The following is an 18344-nucleotide window of genomic DNA, read 5'->3' on the forward strand; positions in this document are numbered from 1 at the left end:
GTTATATGAGGGATCAGTTTGATGATATTTTAAAGGCGTTATTGGTGTAGCAGCATTTGCACTTGGTACTTTTACAAGTAATGATGGAAAGGAAGCTACAATTAAAGTAAACAGAGAAAACATGACTATCACTTTATGACATAGAGACGATTTTTTAATCATAATTTATTCTCACTTCCATGAATTTTTCATTAGTGGAATATAGTCATCTCCTCCATGCATAAATCCAATATATAGTACATCTTTTATAGTCAAACTTTTATACTTATTATCACCATCTAGTTCATCTAACCAAGATACAACAGGATAGAAGAAAGTTTTTGTTCCATCGCCATGATCGATGGTTTTCTTAAATACTGGATTTCTTAGCTTCGGCTTATTATCTTTTGTTAGGAAGAAAATATCACCTGGGGTAGAAGTCCGTGTCTTTGTACGTGCTTTGATATAAAAATTCCCGTCCTTCTCTTTCACATAATCTAAACTATAGAAATCATCTATAAACGTTAAAGGTAATTGGGACCTTTCAAAGATAACAGCTTTAGTGTAGTCATCCTTCAATCCTACTTTTTTCATCATTACTGGCTTACCTGAGAAGAACTTTTTATACGGTGCTATATCCACAGGCTTTATCCCGATCTCATCAAGTGCTTTTACATCTTTTTTTCCTATCCAAACCCAGCGGTTTATTTTATCCCACTCAACATTTTGACCAAGCCCTTCACCTACCAGGCGAAGTGGCACATATGTGCGATTACCTTTCAAAACTACTTGTGTACCATAGTTTCTGTTTTTACCGTTGACCTTAGCAGTAGTTTGACCAACTGTCATCTCAACAGTATTCTTTTCATCAGCTACATTAACTTTCATGCTGCCTTTGCTTTTTTGGAAGCCTACTTTCGCTCCTAAAGCCTCCGAAACAAATCGGATAGGTACCATTACACTCCCCTGTTTATCCTGGAAGGGCTTAGAATCTCCCAAATGAATCTTCTTTCCATCCTTAATAATCTGAACTTTATTATCAGTGGGAGCAGCTGCGTAAGAGTAATTTACTCCCCCTAAAATTGACCCAGCAATAATTGAACTAGCTAGTACGCACAACATTGTCTTTTTCATTGTCTACACCATCCTATTGTTTGTTTTCAAAATGTTGATTTTACACTCTAACTTTAATTAATTCTTCGATACTGACTTTATAATCATCAGGGATAGAATCTGCATGTTTAGCGATGTCTTCTACATCTTGGAATAGCCGATATGTTAAATCATTAAATAGTTCAATAGAAGGCAAGTCTCCTCTATAAATATGGATTCTGTTCTTATATTTGAAAACTTCACTTATTCCGTTATCTTTCCACATTTTTAAAAGCAATAGCTCCAGTAACTCCTGCTCACTCATGACTTAAACTCCCCACGTATCATAGTTTTGTTTTATAAATTGCTTCTCCATACTATTAACAATCAGACAATGCTCGAGTATTCTTCAATATCAAATAAGATAAGTATTCCACAATCGTTATTTCCTCTCGTGAAAATGGAGTGTCATTTCTTATTTGATTGTCTTGAATAAAATCATACAGCTCGTGGAATGCCTGGAACACCCTATTTTGCCTTGTATATGAAATACAGGTCAAGGCATGATGTAATTGTGATTGAGTAATGGCATCGAAATTACTTCTGGAAGGCAGCTCTACATTCTCAACTACCTTAATCTTCAACGCTTCTAGTAGATACATAAGCAGGTCATTAATTTCTCTTTCACTAATTGAATTACCATGCTTATCAGCTGCTACTAGTTGCTGCAATATATCCTTCCTGGATTGCATTTTCACTTTTCTCTTAAAGATGTTCATGTCCATATGCCTCCTTCCATGAAACCCTTAATGATTGGTATTTAATCGGCGGCCGGTAGACTTGCCGCTTGGCACAAGCTATTCAGGTCGAATAGCTTCGTGAATAATCTTCGCGCGTAGTTCAACTAGAGGCTCAGATAAGCGCGTTAAGCGCTGCTGAGTAGTTGAACTTAATAGTCAAGGAGGAACGTGTTAACGGCAAATCCTTGACTATTTCAAGCGCCCTGATAAGCTGAGCCGGTGCGGCAAGTGACATATTTAGGCCGCAGGCTTCGGACTTGGCCGAAGCCAACCATGCCATTAGGCACTAGGAACTCTGACGGTCAATTTCATTCATAATGTTTCTACCGACTATCTTGATTATCTTCCAGACAGTACATCCATAATTGCAATCTCGTCTCTCTCTTCAAGTGCATCTATGAGTTCCGCAGGAAGATCTTCACAATCCCAAGCTAAATCGACTCCTGTCCATCCTGTTTCATCTCTTTCATATCTTTTTATAATCACAGCTCCGTTATAAACCAATGACTCTGTAAAGCCTCCAGGTGTAATTGTTACTGTAAATGAGTTCATAAAAATCCTCCTCTTTTTTCATTTTTACCGTCAGACATCCTAGTACCTAAGTTTGTTTACCTATTGTTTGTACAACTTTTTGGGAAGTACCCAGCAGCTGCAGCATCTTTTTCACTTGTAAACTTTTCAATGACCTGATCGGGATAATTACAAGAAGCTCTATAATAAATTTTCAAACCGTCACGTACTGCCCCATGTATTGGATCATTTTTTACAAGTCTTCCTCCGCCAAAAGCATAACGATTGTATTCTCTTTGACCTACCGGCAGCCCCTGTATAAAGGCGATAAAACCAACGTCATCTATGGTGTTGTTCCACTCTTCTTCGCTAATCTCAGGGAGCGTGAAGGTATAGGATATACCTAATAGCCTGGAATATTGATTATGTGCGTTAATAAAATGGGCTAAATCATCTTGTATAGCCGTTACGATCGTTGTTCGCCTTACCTGGTCAAAGACATCGGGATCGTTTAAAAGTGAAATTCTACCTAAGACTTCTTGATCAACGACTTCTCTCTTTCCTTCATGCCATTGTCCTGTTGCTGCATCATAAGCGTATACATAATCATCTAAAGTAAAAGTGAGGCTGTTACCATAATCATCTGAATACGCATAAGGCTTCTTTTCCTTCCAAACCGGACGTATGACATTCTCTCCATTTCCATCTTGGAACATCTCTTCGGTATGTATCCAAAAACCATCGTAGCCTATAACGGCTATAGCAGGGATATATCTTTTTACAACATCTTGTGTAAGCTGGTCATCTGCTAGACCTAGATTAAGGAATAGTGACTTGTAAAATGAATCTAGTGCCGTCTCTTTATTTACTTGAAACTTCTTCATGAAATCATACTTAGGTGCATCTGTTTTGGTTTCCTGATAGGTCAAGGCTACACCTGCATCCTGTACAGCTGTTCGAACTGCCCAATCGTATTGAACAATTGTTTCTGCAGCCACACGTTGTGCATTTAGTCTCATATCACTATGAAAAAACATAGGGAAAACAATGATTACAAATATGAGGGCCATACTAGCTATTTTCATTTAACACCATGCCTCCGTAAGGAATATAGATACGTGTAGGATCAGGAGTTATGGAGTTAGTAAGAAAGTCCCTCATCAGTGTTGCATTCGTTGTATTTGTATTCTTTACCGTAACAGCAAAATAATCGTACATTCTTAGGACATAACGCCTGCTGGGATCATTCATGTCCTTTTCATTGTCAGGAAATAAAACGTTCATAATTTCGTCTGTGAAGAAAGAATCATAATACACATCGAAATCTCCTTGGAAGCTGTTCGGATCAGCTGGATCACCGTACTTGGGATTATATTTTTTTTCGTCATGCTGCATTTGGATGTCATACATATTATTCGTAGTGTCTAGTGCTTCCATAAAATCTTCATACATAACCGGAGTAATATATCCTTTACTTCGTACAGCGTCAACGAACTCCGTGGTAGCCTTCTGCGTGATATTAAAGGCTATCTGGTCCATTTGGTCATAGTTTTTAAATATAGGGTAGATATACAGCAAACCAAGTGCCACAATTGTTGCAAAGATTAAGGTCAGATATTTTGACATTGCGTCGTTCCTTTCAAATAGTTATAACGGCATATATTCAATTTGAGTGATGGCACCGTCAGCTGCTCTTGTGTACGTTGGCTGATATTCTTTGTATATATCGATATCAGTAACACTCGTTTTTTCTATTTCTAATCCTGGAGCATATGATAACGTTCCGTTTGGATAGTGAATTTTTATAATTACATTCATTTCATCAATGTTATAAATGGATTGCCTAATTACATCACCACTTACGGTATACGGCTCTTCAACTATTAGGTCAGGTGTTAAGTCTAAATCCTGCTCGTATATAAATTGATCCGCCTTATCGAACATGTCTGTCTTCTCGGTATGGGCTTCCACAGCTCCCCCTAGTGCAATAATAAAGAGCATGAAACCTACAGCAAATAACAGCATTCTAGTAACGTTGCTCACATTAGAACTCCTCCAAATAAATCAGCCTCCCTCCAAAAGGAAGGAGGCTGATTCAACTTTCTAATTTTGAACGAAAATGATTCCTCGAATCGCATTATTGGAATCTCGTACAAGCTGGCTTTTAAAGCGACCAGAAGGATTAATATAATCATTTTTCAACTGATCTTCTGCATTTGCTATAGTTCCACTAGCACCTTTGACTACAGTTCCGTAGGTAGGGTCAGATGGTCCACCAGCTACAGAAACTGTATTGTTATACCAAGATCCATCTTGATTAGCAACTTTGTTTTTGCCTGTTTTAACATGGATTCCGAAGCTCTCTATTTTCGCAAATTTGCGGATCGCTGCTTTTACCTGGCTTCCCGTTTGAATCCCATTTTCGTACGTATTAAATTTGGTTTGAGCCAATTGCTCATTCATTTCGTTAAAATCATTTTGTGCTACTTTGGATGATTCAGAGGCTGAATCAAATAAGTAGACACCTATTGTAATAAATGCAATGGATAGAAATAAGGCTGCCGCTAGTATTAGTGCTTTTGGTGCTACGTTCATTTTTTCATCGTCTCCCTTTTAAATTGTATTATTTATTTGCATCTTCCCTATCGATGTTATGGAGGAATGCAAATTAAAAGTCTTAACAAAGGCAGCACCCCTTCCATTTATATGTTTCGAATGTTCGACATCGATTTACCCATCTCGGTAGTGCTTAGGTACAACATGGGAATAACGAGATACATTACAACCAAATAGGTCATAGGTGTAAATCCGATAATTTTCCCATAGAAAGATTTCTTTTCAATAACTCGCATATGATGTTCTTTTCGAACTTCGCGGTAATGTTCTTGAGCACGCTCCAAATCATCGAATGCGACTTTCAATGGTACCTTTTCCACTGAGTTTTTTAGCTTGTCAACCAATCTTTCGAACTCTGGAAAAGGAGAATCTCTTTTCATGTTTTCAAGAGCCTGGATTGCACCACTAGAATAGTCATTAAGACAGTATTTAATCGTGTCTTGAAAGATAACTGCAAAAGGTTCAAGCCACTCTAATAGTGTTTCTGCATCCATACGTTCAAATTCTCGAAGAATTGTTATAACGGAATTGAACTGATCAACCTCATCTTGCATTTCCATATGTCTGATCCGTTTCTGCATTTCCAGTAACCATACCGGACAGTGATATGCAATTAAACTAATCAGTAATCCAATAACTAGCTCCCACCACTTAAAGTATTCGTTCTGGAGTGTACTGTATTTTGTAAAAATGCGTTCAGCTGCTGTGAATATCGCTTCATCATTCATAGCAATATTCATATCATCGCTTACAACCTGTATGACAGTTTCATGATTTACATGTTTAATTTGCTCTAACTTTTGAATCACTTCACGATCAAATGCAGTAGTCTCCATAGCTTTCTGTAATTCCTGTTCAGATAGCTTCCCGTACATTCCCATACCTTGCAATGGATTATGAAGAATGTGATTGGCTGTGTTTACGTGCATCATGATAAATAATGTGATCGTAAGTAAGAAACTTAAAACAGTGACCGTAATTCGTTGAATATACAACCACTCCAGGGTTAATGATGAATTAGCTTGCTTGAGCAATAAAATTAGTTTCTTATGCCCCGACTGAAACGGCCTAGGCTTGATTCTATCGACAACCCAGTTCATTGGAGTTTTTTCATACAGGAACTTTTCCCACTCTATTCGTTTGGCTTTTCCAGAATATCTGGATTGATCGTTCTCTTGAATCTTCCTTATTAATAGGTAAGCAATGAGTACAATTAAATAGAACGATACTTGAATGGTAAGACCCGCCTTACTATTATAAAAATCAATCATGATAGGAAAGTGTGTCTTGGCCCAGTCTCTCAAAAGGCCTGTTACCAAAATTGGCGCTAAGGCTATTGTAGCTAGGCCTTGTAGAAGATAATTCAATTTGTCTCTTCTACGAATCTCATAGTTCATTTCGGACACAAGCTGACCAATGGAATGCATAAAGAGCGATCCATTTTTGACATCTCTATCTCCATACTCTTTAATCCACAGAGCAATACCTGCAAAAAGTCTATACCAACGATTCGGGGATACTTCGTGAAACGAATTCAAAGCCTTTTTGTAGTCTTCCGACACGAGAATTTCATATACCCGTTCCCCATGTTTCGCGGCATCTGGATGTGCGGTCTGAGTCGCCTCATAAATGGCATCTTCCACAATTCCTAACTCTTGATAGTCTTGTCGAGTATCTTCAAAGAAGTGAACGGAATGTCTTAGCAACCTATCTTCTAATCTATGAACAAATAGATCTATAATCATCCCATTAACAACCACTGCTCCGAGAATCACAAAAAATATAGTTGTAAATTCCGGATTAAAGATAATAAGCAATATAGAAACAACAGCTATTGCACTTAATGCGAGTAACGAGATCTTCATAGTTTCATGTCTTATGCTATATTCATTAAATGTTTTCGATACTTCTAGTCGTTTTCGTATCTTCCGATTGTATCCATTAAGTAATGGTAGTCTTTCGCTAATGACATATGCCTTTTGTAGAAACAAATTAAATTGCGCCGTAAAAACTTTTTTATTGATGTTTTTCTTCCAAACAGTGATAGGATTTGAGTTACTTCCTTCTCTTTGCATCGTAATGATTATGAATGCACCGAGACATAATACTGTTCCTATTACAGATATCCATAATAGCCACATTAACAACTCACCGCCCAATACTTATCAAGAAATTCTTCGAATGCGATGCGATCCTGCGGCTCCATGTTTTTCTTCATTTCTTGTATTTGCGTTTCGCTTGGTCTTGATTTTGCAACATAGCTCCCATTCTCCACAGCAATACAAACGCGAGTCTCAAACAATTTTGGACTTATCATAGCTTTAAAGTACTCAATGGCTGCCTTTTCAAAATTATCGGGAATAGGCTGCTCTGTTACAGGAATGATTTCAGTAATATGTTCCAGATAGCGTACTCCAGCTGCATCCCCAAATGAGTTATTACAAGCATGCACATTGAATGGAATCGATCTAACGATTTGAGCTTCTGCTATTCTTTCATTTGAGAAATGACCTGTCTGCATAACAGAATTACGCAAAGAATAGATCATGTCCGCTGGTGTTTTACCATGGTGTGAAAACATAGAGAATTTGAAACCAACACCTGCATTTTGTATGGCCCAAGCTGCTTGTTCAGGCGTTGCAACCTCACCTGTAATGTTGACTTGCCCATCGGTCTTTTTGAGGCTATCCATGGCTTTTTGACCCGAAACGTTAATCGTTTCACGTACCGAGTTAATATTTCTGCCTGAATATCGAATTCTTAGATGCAATTCAAACGCCATTTCCAAGACTCGAAGTGTCCAATATCCATAAATGAATTTAACAAGGCCCATCATAAGTGTGGTTTTACCTGCCCCCTGTTCACCTGTGATTGCGACAGTACGACTACCTTTCATTAAAAACTTGAGGAAAGTAAGTGGGAGCTCTTCATTCCTAATTTGCTGTACAGGATCTTTAGCTTGAAACCATGCTTCTGGAGCCGTATAAGACGGGTTAAATTTACGATTCCAGAATGCCCAAGATTCACTGTATGGTGGTCGAAATACAACAATACGCGAACCATCCCACATATCATTTACAATAAATCCGTTTGATTCGTTAAGTGGTCCAGGATTGTTGTGTTTATAAATGTTTTGGCAAACACGTTTGAGCTCCATCATTGAATGAAATCCTAAGAATGACAGGTGTATCGATTTACCTTTATACAGAATCCAAACGGAGTTAATATTCATTTTGGATGAAGACATTCCATTTAAGAATTTTATTTCATCCTCTACTTCGTTTACTTTGAACGATCCGGAAACGCCGCCAGATACTCCATCGATTTCCATGTCTCGGATTTCATCAATAACACCTAGTCCCTTGAATTGCTGATAAATACGCTGTGTAATGACATGTAGCTTATCTTCAAAACTTAGTGAATGTTTGATTTCCTTCTTGAAGATTTGCGCGATTTCAGTCTCTGTTATTCCATAAGACTGTGTCTCGCCATTTTCAATAATGCTTTTTATTCCGTCCAGCTTATACTTTTCAATAAGAGCTCCCAATGCTTTATATCCATGTTCTTTCTTCCATTCATTCATTAAGATTTCAAACTTGTCTTGTACGGTTAGCTTGTCTGGATCACTGAATGGTATGACAAGATCGATCGTTTGTTCATTAAAGTCATAGTTTTTGATTAAACGGTCAAATATAAAATCTTTAACGTACAATTTGTCGTTTATATTTCCAGAAGTGGAACCCTTCAATGCGTTTTTAAGCTCCGCCTTCTTATTTTGTCTTCGTTCATAATCCTCTTGATCTAGTGCTTCATCGTAGAGATCAGAACTTGTCACATCATTGATAGACTTTTTAATGAAGTCCGTAATTGCCTTAACAGTAAACTGTTCATAATCAATATGAACGGCCTTCTTTTTCACATTTCCGTGTGGATCACGCAGCCTATAGATTAAGAACGCTATAAGACCTAAAATGATCAAGCAAATGATTATAAGGTTGATCATTTTAAGCTCCCCTCTCAATATTCTTAAGCTGTGTGTTCACTCCAACTTCATCAAGTACTGCTTTTGCAATTTTCCGTACCTCTGACATGAAGTAGTAGTTAGGATGCTTCTTATTAATATTCTGATTCTTAATGAACCAACCTAAGATATCTTTATCGTTGCATGCGTCTTTGAAACTTGAGCAGTACGGAACCGCGAACATTGGAACTTGAACTTTAAAATGTCGCTTGATATTAGTGATTGTGTACTTAGATTTAGGATCATAATGTCCTAATACAATGATCATCTTCTTGTTGTCTAGTGCAGCTGGCCAGTCTTCTTTTTCGAAGAACTGCTCAAGCTGATTCATGTTTTGAGATAAATTAACTACGACTAAATCAGAACTCTCTAATAAAGCATTCGTAATCATGTTTTTATTACCGTGATGAAGATCAACTAGTACGGAGTGATAGTACTGACCTGCCGTATGAAAGATGTCTTGAATAACTTTGCTTAAGCCATCGTATAGTTCTTCATTTTGCTTCATCGTTCCTAATAACAAATCGAGACGGTTTCGTTCTAGAGAAATCGTATTATTACGGACACTTTCAGGCGTTAGACGCTGAGACCGGATGAGACGTTCTAAAGCATCAATGCCGGTATCTGAATAGTCATACATGGTTCCTAACTTCTTCTCTTTTGATCTTAGAAAGGAACTTTCTAGATAAGATCCATTAAAATGAGTTTGAGTAATTAAGGAACGAATTTCATATTCCAGACCAATAATGCTTGCAACAGCTGCTGTATTCGATGTTGTACCAGCTTGTCCAATGTTATTGGACCAAAATGTAACTTGACCCATTTACTTGTTCCTTTCTGCAGCGCGAAATGCTGTCTTTATTTCTTTTTGTGACTGTCCACTAATCAGCTGACAAATCGCCATTATTTCATTTTTCGTATAGCGACTTGACTTTTTAATCGAAACTCTTGAGTCATGCTGATTGTTAACGCGGACAATATAATCTGATTCCTCAAGGTAGAACTCAAACGGCTCTTCGGACCATGAAATCGGAAAATGGTCTAGGTTTTGGATCGGATACTTTTCATCAAGGTTACATTTCACAAACGGATATATAATGAGTTCAAACTCGGTAAGACTCTTCTCTCTATCTGCAAAGAAGGCATTCAACAATCGTTCATTTTTTTCAACGGTGTATCGCTCAAAGTTCGAAACAATAAATTGCATATCCAGGTCTCCCCAGTTGGAAACTGCTGCTTCACAATCTGTATCGATTAAGACAAAATCATAAGCTTCTAAATCTTCTTTATTATTTGCAAAGCAGGTTTCTACATCTCGATAATCAATACAATCGCGTATGACATCAAAACCATCATATTCAGTTAGTTTTGTTTCTAGAGAGATGGCAGGGATACTATAAAAGTATCTCTGTAACATGGTGGCATCTATAAGTAAAACCTTGTGTCCAGCAGTAGTCAGAACCTTGCTGATATAAACCAGCAAGTCTGACTTCTCGCATGCTCCGACGAATAAAATACGTTTCATATAATTGCTCCTCTTTACCCGTTAGTAGATACGCCCTCGATGCCCTTTTCAAATACAGGTGTTTCTGTAATGGTAGGTGAACCGTTGTTAGGCCCCTTCACTGACGGTGTTTGAATCTCTGGTTGACTCGGTGGTGAAGGAACATCAATAGATGATGGTTCCGTTACTTTTTCTGCTATGTTCTCTGGCATCGTTGATGTTGGGTCGGAACCGATAACTGGCGGATGCTCCCCTTCTGGCTGCGGTGGAGTTATATTTCCTTGAATCGATTGTTCTCCAGTCTTACGAGATACGTATTTCTGTAAATCCATCGGATCAATAGCATTCAGATCCTTTTCAAGACGTACTCTTAAACGCTTCTCCAACTCTACGGATGCCTCTTTAACGATATTAGGATCTCTCTGCATGAGATCTAAGACCTTTTCATTACTTGGATAAGTCACAATCGCTTCATCTTGCATGTATGGATCAACGTACTTAATGGCGTAGATCTGAGCGTCGTTAATATAAGCATCTACAATAGCTGAGCTCATTCGTAGGATTTCTGTTTCATCCATGTGATGCCAAACTACACCGTTAGATAAGTTCTTAACTTTCTTTTTAGAAAGAACGATGAAATCCTGGCCGTCTGGAAAGACAATACGAACATCAACAAAGTCATCCTTCTTAAGCTCTAATGGCAGCATGATCACCTTTAGTTCTTGAATACGTAAATCATTCGGTGTAACGCCTTCTTTATAAAGCATAGGTTCTAATAAAGTCGTATTTTTTAACATATTGAACTTAGTATGCTTCCCGACTACATCTTCTTCTGGAAGAATATCTTCTGGAAGTGTATTCTTAGGAACGGCTAATACTTGTATCATGTCTGCTGTGATTTTTTGCCCAGCCTTCACATCTTGTTTCAAGACAGATACATTTCGCCTCTGACCCAGCTGCTCATCTAATTTCTTTTTTGTTGCTTCCAACTCTTGCTCAACTGCATATCGCTTCTCATTCTGGACATTGTTGAGATAGGTATAAATGAAGTAACCGGCAATCATACATAAAAAAAGCATGCTGAGAGCGCCTATTCCTCCTACCGTGAGAAACTGCTTTGTCCTTGGCCTTAATCTTGCCATGATAAATCCCCTTTCAATTTATTGTTGCAACAGCAGCAGCACCAAAATTACAATTACAACAGCTGCTGCTATGATAATTCCATACAGATAGGATGGAGCTCCCTTTTTCATACGCTGTCCTAAGTACTCAAGAAGGATCGAATCAAGTACTGCATCCGTTTCTTTATTGGAAGTCCATGGATCTGGATGAGAAGGAATGAGCGTAACTACACCCGACTTCAATTCTTCTTTGATATCAGATATGGTGAGCTCATCTGCAAACGGTACCGCATAAATCCACTTGGTTTGGTCCCTATCTTTAAAGCTCTGGCTGAAATCAAACAACTTGGTTTGTCGCCATTCACTTCCATGTCCCACGATAATTTGTACATTAGATCGAAAGAACTCTTCAATATACTCGGCATCCGCATATGCGCCTAAGTCAAGAACAATATAGTCATATTCCTTTTCATGTAATTGGGCCATATCAAGAGCCGAACTTGACTTATAGTAGTCAACATCATGTATGGAGAAAGTCTGTTCACTGCTTTTATAGCCCTTCATTCCCTCATAGACATATTCAATTCTTTCAAAGTCCTTATTCTGATTAGCCTCAACGATGGCAACCTTGTATCCTCGCTCCACTAAGTAATTCGCGACTAAAAGTGCCGTATGTGTTGTCGCTGCATTGGTTTCTACACCGATCACCGACACAAGCACAGTTCCTATTATCGTTTCTAGAAGAGTCACTTTATTTGATTTCTCGGTAGGTGGATCAACCGTAATAGAGTGAATATGTTCTATAATAGAAGGATCTGTAACCATCTTCTGGGCTTTAGACGAGTCTTCATTCTTTCCTTTTGTTTTAGGTTTTTCAGGATCAGCAAGCTGTTGATTCTGAACATCCCATCTAGCAGCGTTCCCATAACCGAAATCGGATGAAATCTGTAGCTTCAATAAAGTTGTTAGATAAGATTCAGAATTTGGATCTTCTTCTTCATAGTCACCTTCTTCAAAATCATCTTCTTCATCTGGATCCGGATCGATTTCTTCTGGCGCAACAATATCCCATACCTGTAAAGACAGCAGTGATGATATCGTTGGGTCCCCTGGTTTTCTACCTGGTGCAATCAAAATAATTCGAGATAATCGTTTATTTCGAAAAGTTCGAAGTCCCTTAATCAAACTTGTCTCATCCGTGCAATCCATATCCACTATGAGTGTTTGTAGTTCTACGTTAGATGCTGATTGGCAGTGTTGAAGGAACTCCTCTTGGCTAAAAACGCCTGCTTCTTCAAACCATATTTGACTTCCAATCACTGCATCTCGAACATCCTTAATCTTTTCGCGATTAATCAGTAATCCGTACATCTTGCAATTACCTCCACTCAAAATGGAAAGATTTCCAGCAAAAATGGATATTATATTGGATATCAATTCTATCTTTATTTTATATAATAAAAAGATAAAGTACAACGAAAAATCTTTATAAAGATAAAAAATACGTTGATTATTGAGTGTTAAAACTTGACGTATTGGTTTTAATACGCATCATGATATATATTAAAGTAAACTTATTACACATAAGGAGTCGAGCTTATGTCTCTAGGATCCAAAATACGCGCTATACGTAAAGAGCGTAAATGGACTACGACACATCTTGGGCAAGTAGCTGGCTGTACGCAATCTACTGTTAGTGAGATTGAAACTGACAAGCGAAGTCCACAAGTAGATACCCTTGATAAAATTGCGAAAGCATTAAATTTATCGTTGGTAGAACTTCTTCCATTAGAATTTCATCCGTTAAATGGTCATTCGTTAACAGATGAAGAAAAGGAACTACTTGTATTGCTTCATCGATTAAATGAAGATCAACGTCGTAGTCTAATTACTTTGATAAACGCTTTTATTTCAGATACCGATTAATAAAATTTAAGCGGATCTACTGGTTTACCTTTAATTTCGATCTGAAAGTGTAAGTGTGGGGCTGTTGATCTACCGGTATTTCCTGATAAACCGATCAAGTCACCTTTTGTTACCTTCTGACCAGCGCTAACTTTCACTTCATCTAAATGCATATATTTTGATACCACTCCATTACCATGGTTGAGTATTACCATTATTCCTGCAGTATTTGCATCACCTGCATGACTAACTGTCGCGTCATCCATCGCGTATATTTCTGTGCCAATAGCTGCCCTAAAGTCAACTCCCTTATGGTAAGAAATCTTACCAGTGAAAGGATCTTTACGTGTAGAAAACGGTGACGTGACACGTTTATGTGTTGCTGGTAAGGGCCAAGCATATTTACCGGATTTGACAGTGAAGTTTCCTTCCATATGTATTCCGCCGATATCATTGTCACCTTCTGGTTCTGCAGTTAGGACGAACAAGGTGTAATTTTTCACGTCTTCAATTTGATTTGCCTTGATGAGACCGTCTCGGACAAGCAGTTGTAATGCTTCGTCGAATGTTCTTTGAAAGTATACGGTTCGATAACAAGTAGGCGGGGGTGGTGCAGCTCCGCCACTATTAATTTTTGATGATGAACTACCTGGGCTGCTTGTTGATACAGGGCATGGATAAGCTTGTTGTTCCTCTCGGACAAAATACCTTTTGTAGCTATGTGCCCTACTTTGAGATGATTTTGAGAAATCTTGTTCTAACAGTACTGCATCGATAGCCATGATTTCTTGCCAGTTTAACAATATCGTTGTTTCTGTTTGAATTTGCTTGGCTGCGTTTATATAGTAGTTGAATTGTTCATCATTCTGACCGAGTGGAACATGCTTATATACGTTTCCTGGCCCTGATATAAGCAATCCTAAAAATACAATGAAACCGAGTGGCACAAATACTACAATGTACAGCAACTTATCCTTGGGTACGATAGTAGCTGCAATCCTAGCGAGTGTGACCCACATTTAGCGGCCTCCTCCTTTACCAAACAGGAGAAGTTCCTCTGGTGAAATTTCAAAGGTGGCATGCAGACGGCGATTTCCTGCAATAAATAATGCTTCACCTCGGTTTCCTGTTTGCAGTGTCTCAATTTCTTTCTCTGATAAATGCATAAGTTCAGTTAGAGATTTAATATCATTTTCGCCTTGTCCCATAATAATCTTGTAGACTGGATTATCTAATAAAGATTGTCCGTATCGTCGCACTGACTTATCCATAAAATCATTCATATTATGAGTGATGACCATGAGTCCTCCCTCATACTTACGTATTCGTTTAGACGTGTTCCGAGCAAACTTCAAAACCTCTGGATTTTCTGGATCTACATTTAGATAGAATTCATCACCGCCGATAATTACCTTTTGCATACGATCCTCAGCAACTTTATTCCAGCTCCAACCCAGAACGTTAAAATATTGAGCTTGTTGAATTTCTTTATCTGCTTCAATTAGATTGTGAGTATCTAACACAATAAAATCACTACTTGGGTTAATAGTTGTGTATCCATTCCACAAAGCACTATCTGCCCCAACTGCTGCAGGACGCATAAGCATCATGAGTTTTTCCCAAATAGGTTTTGTCGATTCTTTTCTTGCCATATCTTCTAACCAGTAAAACAAATCTTGCATTAGTGGGTAATCGGTGTTCGACAACTTTGAAATATCTGTATTCCAGAAAATCTCCTTCGCTGTATAGACCTTTTCTAGAGCTAATTCAAGATAGGTTATATCAAGCCTCGTTGTTTCTTTACCAAAATATAATTTAAAGAATGTCCGCAGTATTTGGAAATGTAAAGCCAATGGACCTTGGTTAATTTGTTCTTTAGTGAACAAACGATCCTCATCTTTTTCTTCGTCATCATCTAAAGGAACTTGTCTTATTTGCAGTGGGTTTATGAGTCCATTTTTACCTCCTCCACCACAATTAATCCAATCGCCGCCAACGTTTTTACAAAGATCCCTACACTCACGTTCTGGGTCAATCATAATTACTTTTGTTCCTCGAGCGTTTTCGTTTGTCAGTATTTTTTTATAAACAGTTGATTTACCAACTCCAGGACGCCCAAGTAGTGTCACATTAGAGTTTGTACGGCTTCCATCTCGCACCCAAAAGTCTACGAGAAGTATACCTCCGTCTTTATCACTACCAAGTAATACACCATCTCCATCATTAATCCCAGAATAAACAAATGGATACATAGCTGCTATTGTCTCAACAGGCATATTGCGAGCCGCAAGTTCTTTTATCTCAGGGGCAATAATTCGATATGGACCTACAGAGCGTAAACCTGGTTCTTGTTTAAACATAGGTGTTCGCCCTCTCATATTACTAGCAGCTAGTGCAGACTCGACTCGCTTACATCGTTCGTTCAAGGAATCCATATCTGGAGCTGTAACTAGCATTACGACAGTAACTAAAAAAACAGCTTGGCTTTCATTATCAATTTTTTTAATAAGATGCTTAGTACCTTTATATTGCTGTTCAACACGGTTAAGAGTAATGGCATTCCCGCCTTGTAGCAATTTGGCTTCAAGTTCTCCCATAGATACTCTGATCTGATTTAACAGTTCGTGAGGATCGGTTGGGGTTGCGTGTATACTTGTGACAATACCGGGCATATTAGCGATTCTAGAGAGCCATCCAGGCCCTACTCGATCTGGAAAATCGATGATTGCTAATACTCTCTGATACATTTCTCCATTTGTTATAACTTTCGGTTGGAAATCTATCGCTGTTGGACTGATAATATCCAATAGACCTGTTACTGCTGTACTTGGTTGTGAAGACTCTTTTTTTCTTTTTCTTTTAAGAGCTGTTTCTTGACTCAAGTTTCATCCTCCTCTGCAAACAACATAGTTGGTAAGAAAATGCGATCTATTGGTGCTCGTTCGAAGGCAGCTTGAGCAGGATTTGAAAAAATGAACTGTAGTGTCCGCAAATCACTATCTCCGCATACTGAACTTAGTAATTCTGCGCTAGACATCGCTGCCGCGAGTTGTGTAGCTTGTTGAAGTATTACTTGCTCATCTAGCTTAGGGTTCTTTCCAAGCTGATGAGCAATAAGAATATAGAAATGACGTTCTAAAGCTTCACCACTTGAAGCCTTAGCGACGGCTTGATTTGAGTAAATACTTAAAAGCTTTTTCTTTATTACATTATCTGTATCTCTTCTCATCTGCTCTAATTTCATAATGTATGAATCCAGATCAACAGGTTTTGCAATTGAGATAATTTGATATTCATAATTTAGTCCGCTCAATGCCTCTTCTAGGCGCTTTACTTTTCGTATTCTCTCCTTGATACTTAACAGATTCAAATTAACTGGTTGTACACGAATAGCAGCTACAATATGATTATCTTTTCGATACAATAGATTGTTTTGTATATCTTTAATAGGCATCCATTCTTGAGTAGATGGATTTTTAGTAGTAGAAGCCGTTTTAGAATTTTTTTTCTCTTTGGATCGGTTAAACATAAATATTCTCCTTTCTACGATGAGAAGAAGAGGCTAATTGCCTCTTCCTTCACCAAACTGATAATAGTATCTTTTAGGACTAGCTTTGAACCTTCGCATATCTTTCAATATATCGAGGGTGTTTCTCCCTGTACGGGGATTAGGCTTAACCAACAAGGTCATAAAAGCCCCTGTTGGTATAGCCAAGCCTACCCATAAAATTGAGCCAGTAATAAAGTTGAAAATAAAACCCACACTTAAACCAACAATACCAGCAAGCAGAATCATGGCAATTTCGCGCACACCAATTCCAGGGAAAAACTCAAATCTTGCTTTAACATTCTTAGGTACTATATAGGGTTTATAATCGTCTTCTGATTCTGTAAACAGGTCACTCATCTACGATTAAGCCCCTTTCATCATGAATCTTCGCATCATAACCATGGATCCAACACTTTGAGTTGCCTGTGCAGAAGCTCTTCCTATGCCCGTAGAATAGATATACTGCTTAAGAATACTTGGGGACTTGTACGTAACCCAGAGAAACCCAGCGAAAACCATGATATTGAACATTGGGACATCGTTGTTAAATCCAAATGTTAGAGTGAAAAACGAGCATTTAATAAGGAATAGCTGGATGGCCTGAGCAAGTGAAATATTAAGCAACTCTCTCCACCATCCCTGAAATGCTTGACTTTCATTGTTAGTTAAACCAAGTGCCATAAAGGAACCTACAGCTGCGACAACCGCTAATTCAGCCGAACGAATAAAGGTTTGCACAAGAACCAATAGAAAAATCACAAGTGCAAATACAATTGCTACAGCAACAATGACTATGGAACCACCACCTGTTTGCAAAGTTGTCGTAAACAGATTCTTCATTAGGTTAGAGCCACTATTTAGATCCGTTCCTGGTAAGTTTGCAACATCCGTTGCTATGCTTGTCCCCCACACATAAACTTGTTTCGTTACCCAAGGTACCGCCCCGATCATTGCTGCTGCTTGAGAAACATTAACAATGGCTCCTTTCACATCAGCCTCGGAATCACCATTATCACGAAGCAAATTGTTGTACCATATCTCGTAAGCAAACTTTACTGCCAATATAGAACCTGCAAGGACTTGTGAATATAGAATGGCATGGTTTACAACAGGAATATTAAGAATATCTATTGATATGGAATTCATGGCTGCCAGCAAAGACAAAAACATATTGATGCACGATTCAGCCAAGTCGGAGAAAAACTTTGCTACAGCATCATTGATCAAATTTCCTATCAATTTTACT

At 38.2% G+C, this 18344-nt stretch carries 20 protein-coding genes; 1 reads left to right on the forward strand and 19 read right to left on the reverse strand.

Features of this window, described 5'->3' with window-relative positions; translation table 11 throughout:
* Positions 1–171: 171 nt before the first annotated feature.
* From FPZ44_RS24980 to FPZ44_RS25045, 14 genes are all read right to left on the reverse strand, one after another.
* On the reverse strand, positions 172–1113 hold the full coding sequence (locus FPZ44_RS24980; RefSeq protein WP_144995149.1) for a copper amine oxidase N-terminal domain-containing protein: 942 nt from the start codon (positions 1111–1113) through the stop codon (positions 172–174).
* Between the two features lie 40 nt (positions 1114–1153).
* Positions 1154–1396, reverse strand: a complete 243-nt coding sequence (locus FPZ44_RS24985; protein ID WP_144995151.1) for a hypothetical protein — start codon at positions 1394–1396, stop codon at positions 1154–1156.
* Between the two features lie 55 nt (positions 1397–1451).
* Positions 1452–1850, reverse strand: a complete 399-nt coding sequence (locus tag FPZ44_RS24990) for a hypothetical protein (RefSeq protein ID WP_144995153.1) — start codon at positions 1848–1850, stop codon at positions 1452–1454.
* 360 nt (positions 1851–2210) lie between these two features.
* Positions 2211–2423 carry a hypothetical protein gene (locus FPZ44_RS24995; RefSeq protein ID WP_144995155.1) on the reverse strand — a complete coding sequence of 71 codons (213 nt, stop codon included), beginning with the start codon at positions 2421–2423 and terminating at the stop codon, positions 2211–2213.
* A 56-nt stretch (positions 2424–2479) separates the two neighbouring features.
* Positions 2480–3466: a hypothetical protein gene (locus FPZ44_RS25000; RefSeq protein WP_144995157.1), complete on the reverse strand. Its 987-nt coding sequence runs from the start codon at positions 3464–3466 to the stop codon at positions 2480–2482.
* Entirely contained in the window at positions 3453–4007 is a 555-nt protein-coding gene (locus FPZ44_RS25005; protein ID WP_144995159.1) for a hypothetical protein, read from the reverse strand. Before FPZ44_RS25005 ends, FPZ44_RS25000 begins: the two co-directional genes overlap by 14 nt.
* A 21-nt stretch (positions 4008–4028) precedes the next feature.
* Positions 4029–4424 (reverse strand): hypothetical protein, encoded by a 396-nt coding sequence (locus FPZ44_RS25010; RefSeq protein ID WP_144995161.1) that lies wholly within the window; start codon positions 4422–4424, stop codon positions 4029–4031.
* 60 nt (positions 4425–4484) lie between these two features.
* Positions 4485–4976 carry an ABC transporter permease gene (locus FPZ44_RS25015; protein WP_144995163.1) on the reverse strand — a complete coding sequence of 164 codons (492 nt, stop codon included), beginning with the start codon at positions 4974–4976 and terminating at the stop codon, positions 4485–4487.
* Between the two features lie 107 nt (positions 4977–5083).
* On the reverse strand, positions 5084–6862 hold the full coding sequence (locus FPZ44_RS25020; RefSeq protein WP_261378546.1) for a hypothetical protein: 1779 nt from the start codon (positions 6860–6862) through the stop codon (positions 5084–5086).
* 275 nt (positions 6863–7137) lie between these two features.
* Positions 7138–9000 carry a P-loop NTPase family protein gene (locus FPZ44_RS25025; protein ID WP_144995167.1) on the reverse strand — a complete coding sequence of 621 codons (1863 nt, stop codon included), beginning with the start codon at positions 8998–9000 and terminating at the stop codon, positions 7138–7140.
* Between the two features lies 1 nt (position 9001).
* A complete protein-coding gene (locus FPZ44_RS25030; protein WP_261378547.1) occupies positions 9002–9841 on the reverse strand; it encodes a hypothetical protein in 840 nt (279 codons plus the stop codon).
* Positions 9842–10543, reverse strand: a complete 702-nt coding sequence (locus tag FPZ44_RS25035; protein WP_144995169.1) for a hypothetical protein — start codon at positions 10541–10543, stop codon at positions 9842–9844.
* A gap of 14 nt (positions 10544–10557) precedes the next feature.
* Positions 10558–11664, reverse strand: coding sequence for an SAF domain-containing protein (locus FPZ44_RS25040; protein WP_144995171.1), 1107 nt, complete (start codon positions 11662–11664; stop codon positions 10558–10560).
* A gap of 18 nt (positions 11665–11682) precedes the next feature.
* Complete coding sequence (locus tag FPZ44_RS25045) at positions 11683–13014, reverse strand: P-loop NTPase family protein (RefSeq protein ID WP_144995173.1); 1332 nt, start codon at positions 13012–13014, stop codon at positions 11683–11685.
* 228 nt (positions 13015–13242) lie between these two features.
* Here FPZ44_RS25045 and FPZ44_RS25050 point away from each other — a divergent pair, with 228 nt between their 5' ends.
* Entirely contained in the window at positions 13243–13569 is a 327-nt protein-coding gene (locus FPZ44_RS25050; protein ID WP_144995175.1) for a helix-turn-helix domain-containing protein, read from the forward strand.
* On the opposite strand, the gene FPZ44_RS25055 is transcribed toward FPZ44_RS25050, so the two are convergent.
* From FPZ44_RS25055 to FPZ44_RS25075, 5 genes are read right to left on the reverse strand one after another with little or no spacing between them, the layout of a single operon-like run.
* Positions 13566–14567 carry a M23 family metallopeptidase gene (locus FPZ44_RS25055; protein ID WP_144995177.1) on the reverse strand — a complete coding sequence of 334 codons (1002 nt, stop codon included), beginning with the start codon at positions 14565–14567 and terminating at the stop codon, positions 13566–13568. The two genes, FPZ44_RS25050 and FPZ44_RS25055, sit on opposite strands and share 4 nt — an antisense overlap.
* A complete protein-coding gene (locus FPZ44_RS25060) occupies positions 14568–16430 on the reverse strand; it encodes a VirB4 family type IV secretion system protein (RefSeq protein WP_261378548.1) in 1863 nt (620 codons plus the stop codon).
* Positions 16427–17077 (reverse strand): TraC-like domain-containing protein, encoded by a 651-nt coding sequence (locus FPZ44_RS25065; protein WP_144995179.1) that lies wholly within the window; start codon positions 17075–17077, stop codon positions 16427–16429. The genes FPZ44_RS25060 and FPZ44_RS25065 overlap by 4 nt, the downstream gene beginning before the upstream one ends.
* A 33-nt stretch (positions 17078–17110) precedes the next feature.
* A complete protein-coding gene (locus tag FPZ44_RS25070) occupies positions 17111–17455 on the reverse strand; it encodes a PrgI family mobile element protein (protein ID WP_144995181.1) in 345 nt (114 codons plus the stop codon).
* Positions 17456–17461: 6 nt separating this feature from the next.
* Positions 17462–18337 (reverse strand): conjugal transfer protein TrbL family protein, encoded by an 876-nt coding sequence (locus tag FPZ44_RS25075; protein WP_144995183.1) that lies wholly within the window; start codon positions 18335–18337, stop codon positions 17462–17464.
* Positions 18338–18344: the final 7 nt, after the last annotated feature.

The sequence above is a fragment of the Paenibacillus agilis genome (assembly GCF_007786455.1).
Taxonomy (GTDB): Bacteria; Bacillota; Bacilli; order Paenibacillales; family Paenibacillaceae; genus Paenibacillus_B; species Paenibacillus_B agilis.

What these genes read in the sequence shown, in the direction of transcription:
- FPZ44_RS24980 (WP_144995149.1), bottom strand. Translation starts at nt 1,113, where the DNA reads ATGAAAAAGACAATGTTGTGCGTACTAGCTAGTTCAATTATTGCTGGG.
- FPZ44_RS24985 (WP_144995151.1), bottom strand. Translation starts at nt 1,396, where the DNA reads ATGAGTGAGCAGGAGTTACTGGAGCTATTGCTTTTAAAAATGTGGAAA.
- FPZ44_RS24990 (WP_144995153.1), bottom strand. Translation starts at nt 1,850, where the DNA reads ATGAACATCTTTAAGAGAAAAGTGAAAATGCAATCCAGGAAGGATATA.
- FPZ44_RS24995 (WP_144995155.1), bottom strand. Translation starts at nt 2,423, where the DNA reads ATGAACTCATTTACAGTAACAATTACACCTGGAGGCTTTACAGAGTCA.
- FPZ44_RS25000 (WP_144995157.1), bottom strand. Translation starts at nt 3,466, where the DNA reads ATGAAAATAGCTAGTATGGCCCTCATATTTGTAATCATTGTTTTCCCT.
- FPZ44_RS25005 (WP_144995159.1), bottom strand. Translation starts at nt 4,007, where the DNA reads ATGTCAAAATATCTGACCTTAATCTTTGCAACAATTGTGGCACTTGGT.
- FPZ44_RS25015 (WP_144995163.1), bottom strand. Translation starts at nt 4,976, where the DNA reads ATGAACGTAGCACCAAAAGCACTAATACTAGCGGCAGCCTTATTTCTA.
- FPZ44_RS25020 (WP_261378546.1), bottom strand. Translation starts at nt 6,862, where the DNA reads ATGAAGATCTCGTTACTCGCATTAAGTGCAATAGCTGTTGTTTCTATA.
- FPZ44_RS25025 (WP_144995167.1), bottom strand. Translation starts at nt 9,000, where the DNA reads ATGATCAACCTTATAATCATTTGCTTGATCATTTTAGGTCTTATAGCG.
- FPZ44_RS25030 (WP_261378547.1), bottom strand. Translation starts at nt 9,841, where the DNA reads ATGGGTCAAGTTACATTTTGGTCCAATAACATTGGACAAGCTGGTACA.
- FPZ44_RS25035 (WP_144995169.1), bottom strand. Translation starts at nt 10,543, where the DNA reads ATGAAACGTATTTTATTCGTCGGAGCATGCGAGAAGTCAGACTTGCTG.
- FPZ44_RS25040 (WP_144995171.1), bottom strand. Translation starts at nt 11,664, where the DNA reads ATGGCAAGATTAAGGCCAAGGACAAAGCAGTTTCTCACGGTAGGAGGA.
- FPZ44_RS25045 (WP_144995173.1), bottom strand. Translation starts at nt 13,014, where the DNA reads ATGTACGGATTACTGATTAATCGCGAAAAGATTAAGGATGTTCGAGAT.
- FPZ44_RS25050 (WP_144995175.1), top strand. Translation starts at nt 13,243, where the DNA reads ATGTCTCTAGGATCCAAAATACGCGCTATACGTAAAGAGCGTAAATGG.
- FPZ44_RS25055 (WP_144995177.1), bottom strand. Translation starts at nt 14,567, where the DNA reads ATGTGGGTCACACTCGCTAGGATTGCAGCTACTATCGTACCCAAGGAT.
- FPZ44_RS25065 (WP_144995179.1), bottom strand. Translation starts at nt 17,077, where the DNA reads ATGTTTAACCGATCCAAAGAGAAAAAAAATTCTAAAACGGCTTCTACT.
- FPZ44_RS25070 (WP_144995181.1), bottom strand. Translation starts at nt 17,455, where the DNA reads ATGAGTGACCTGTTTACAGAATCAGAAGACGATTATAAACCCTATATA.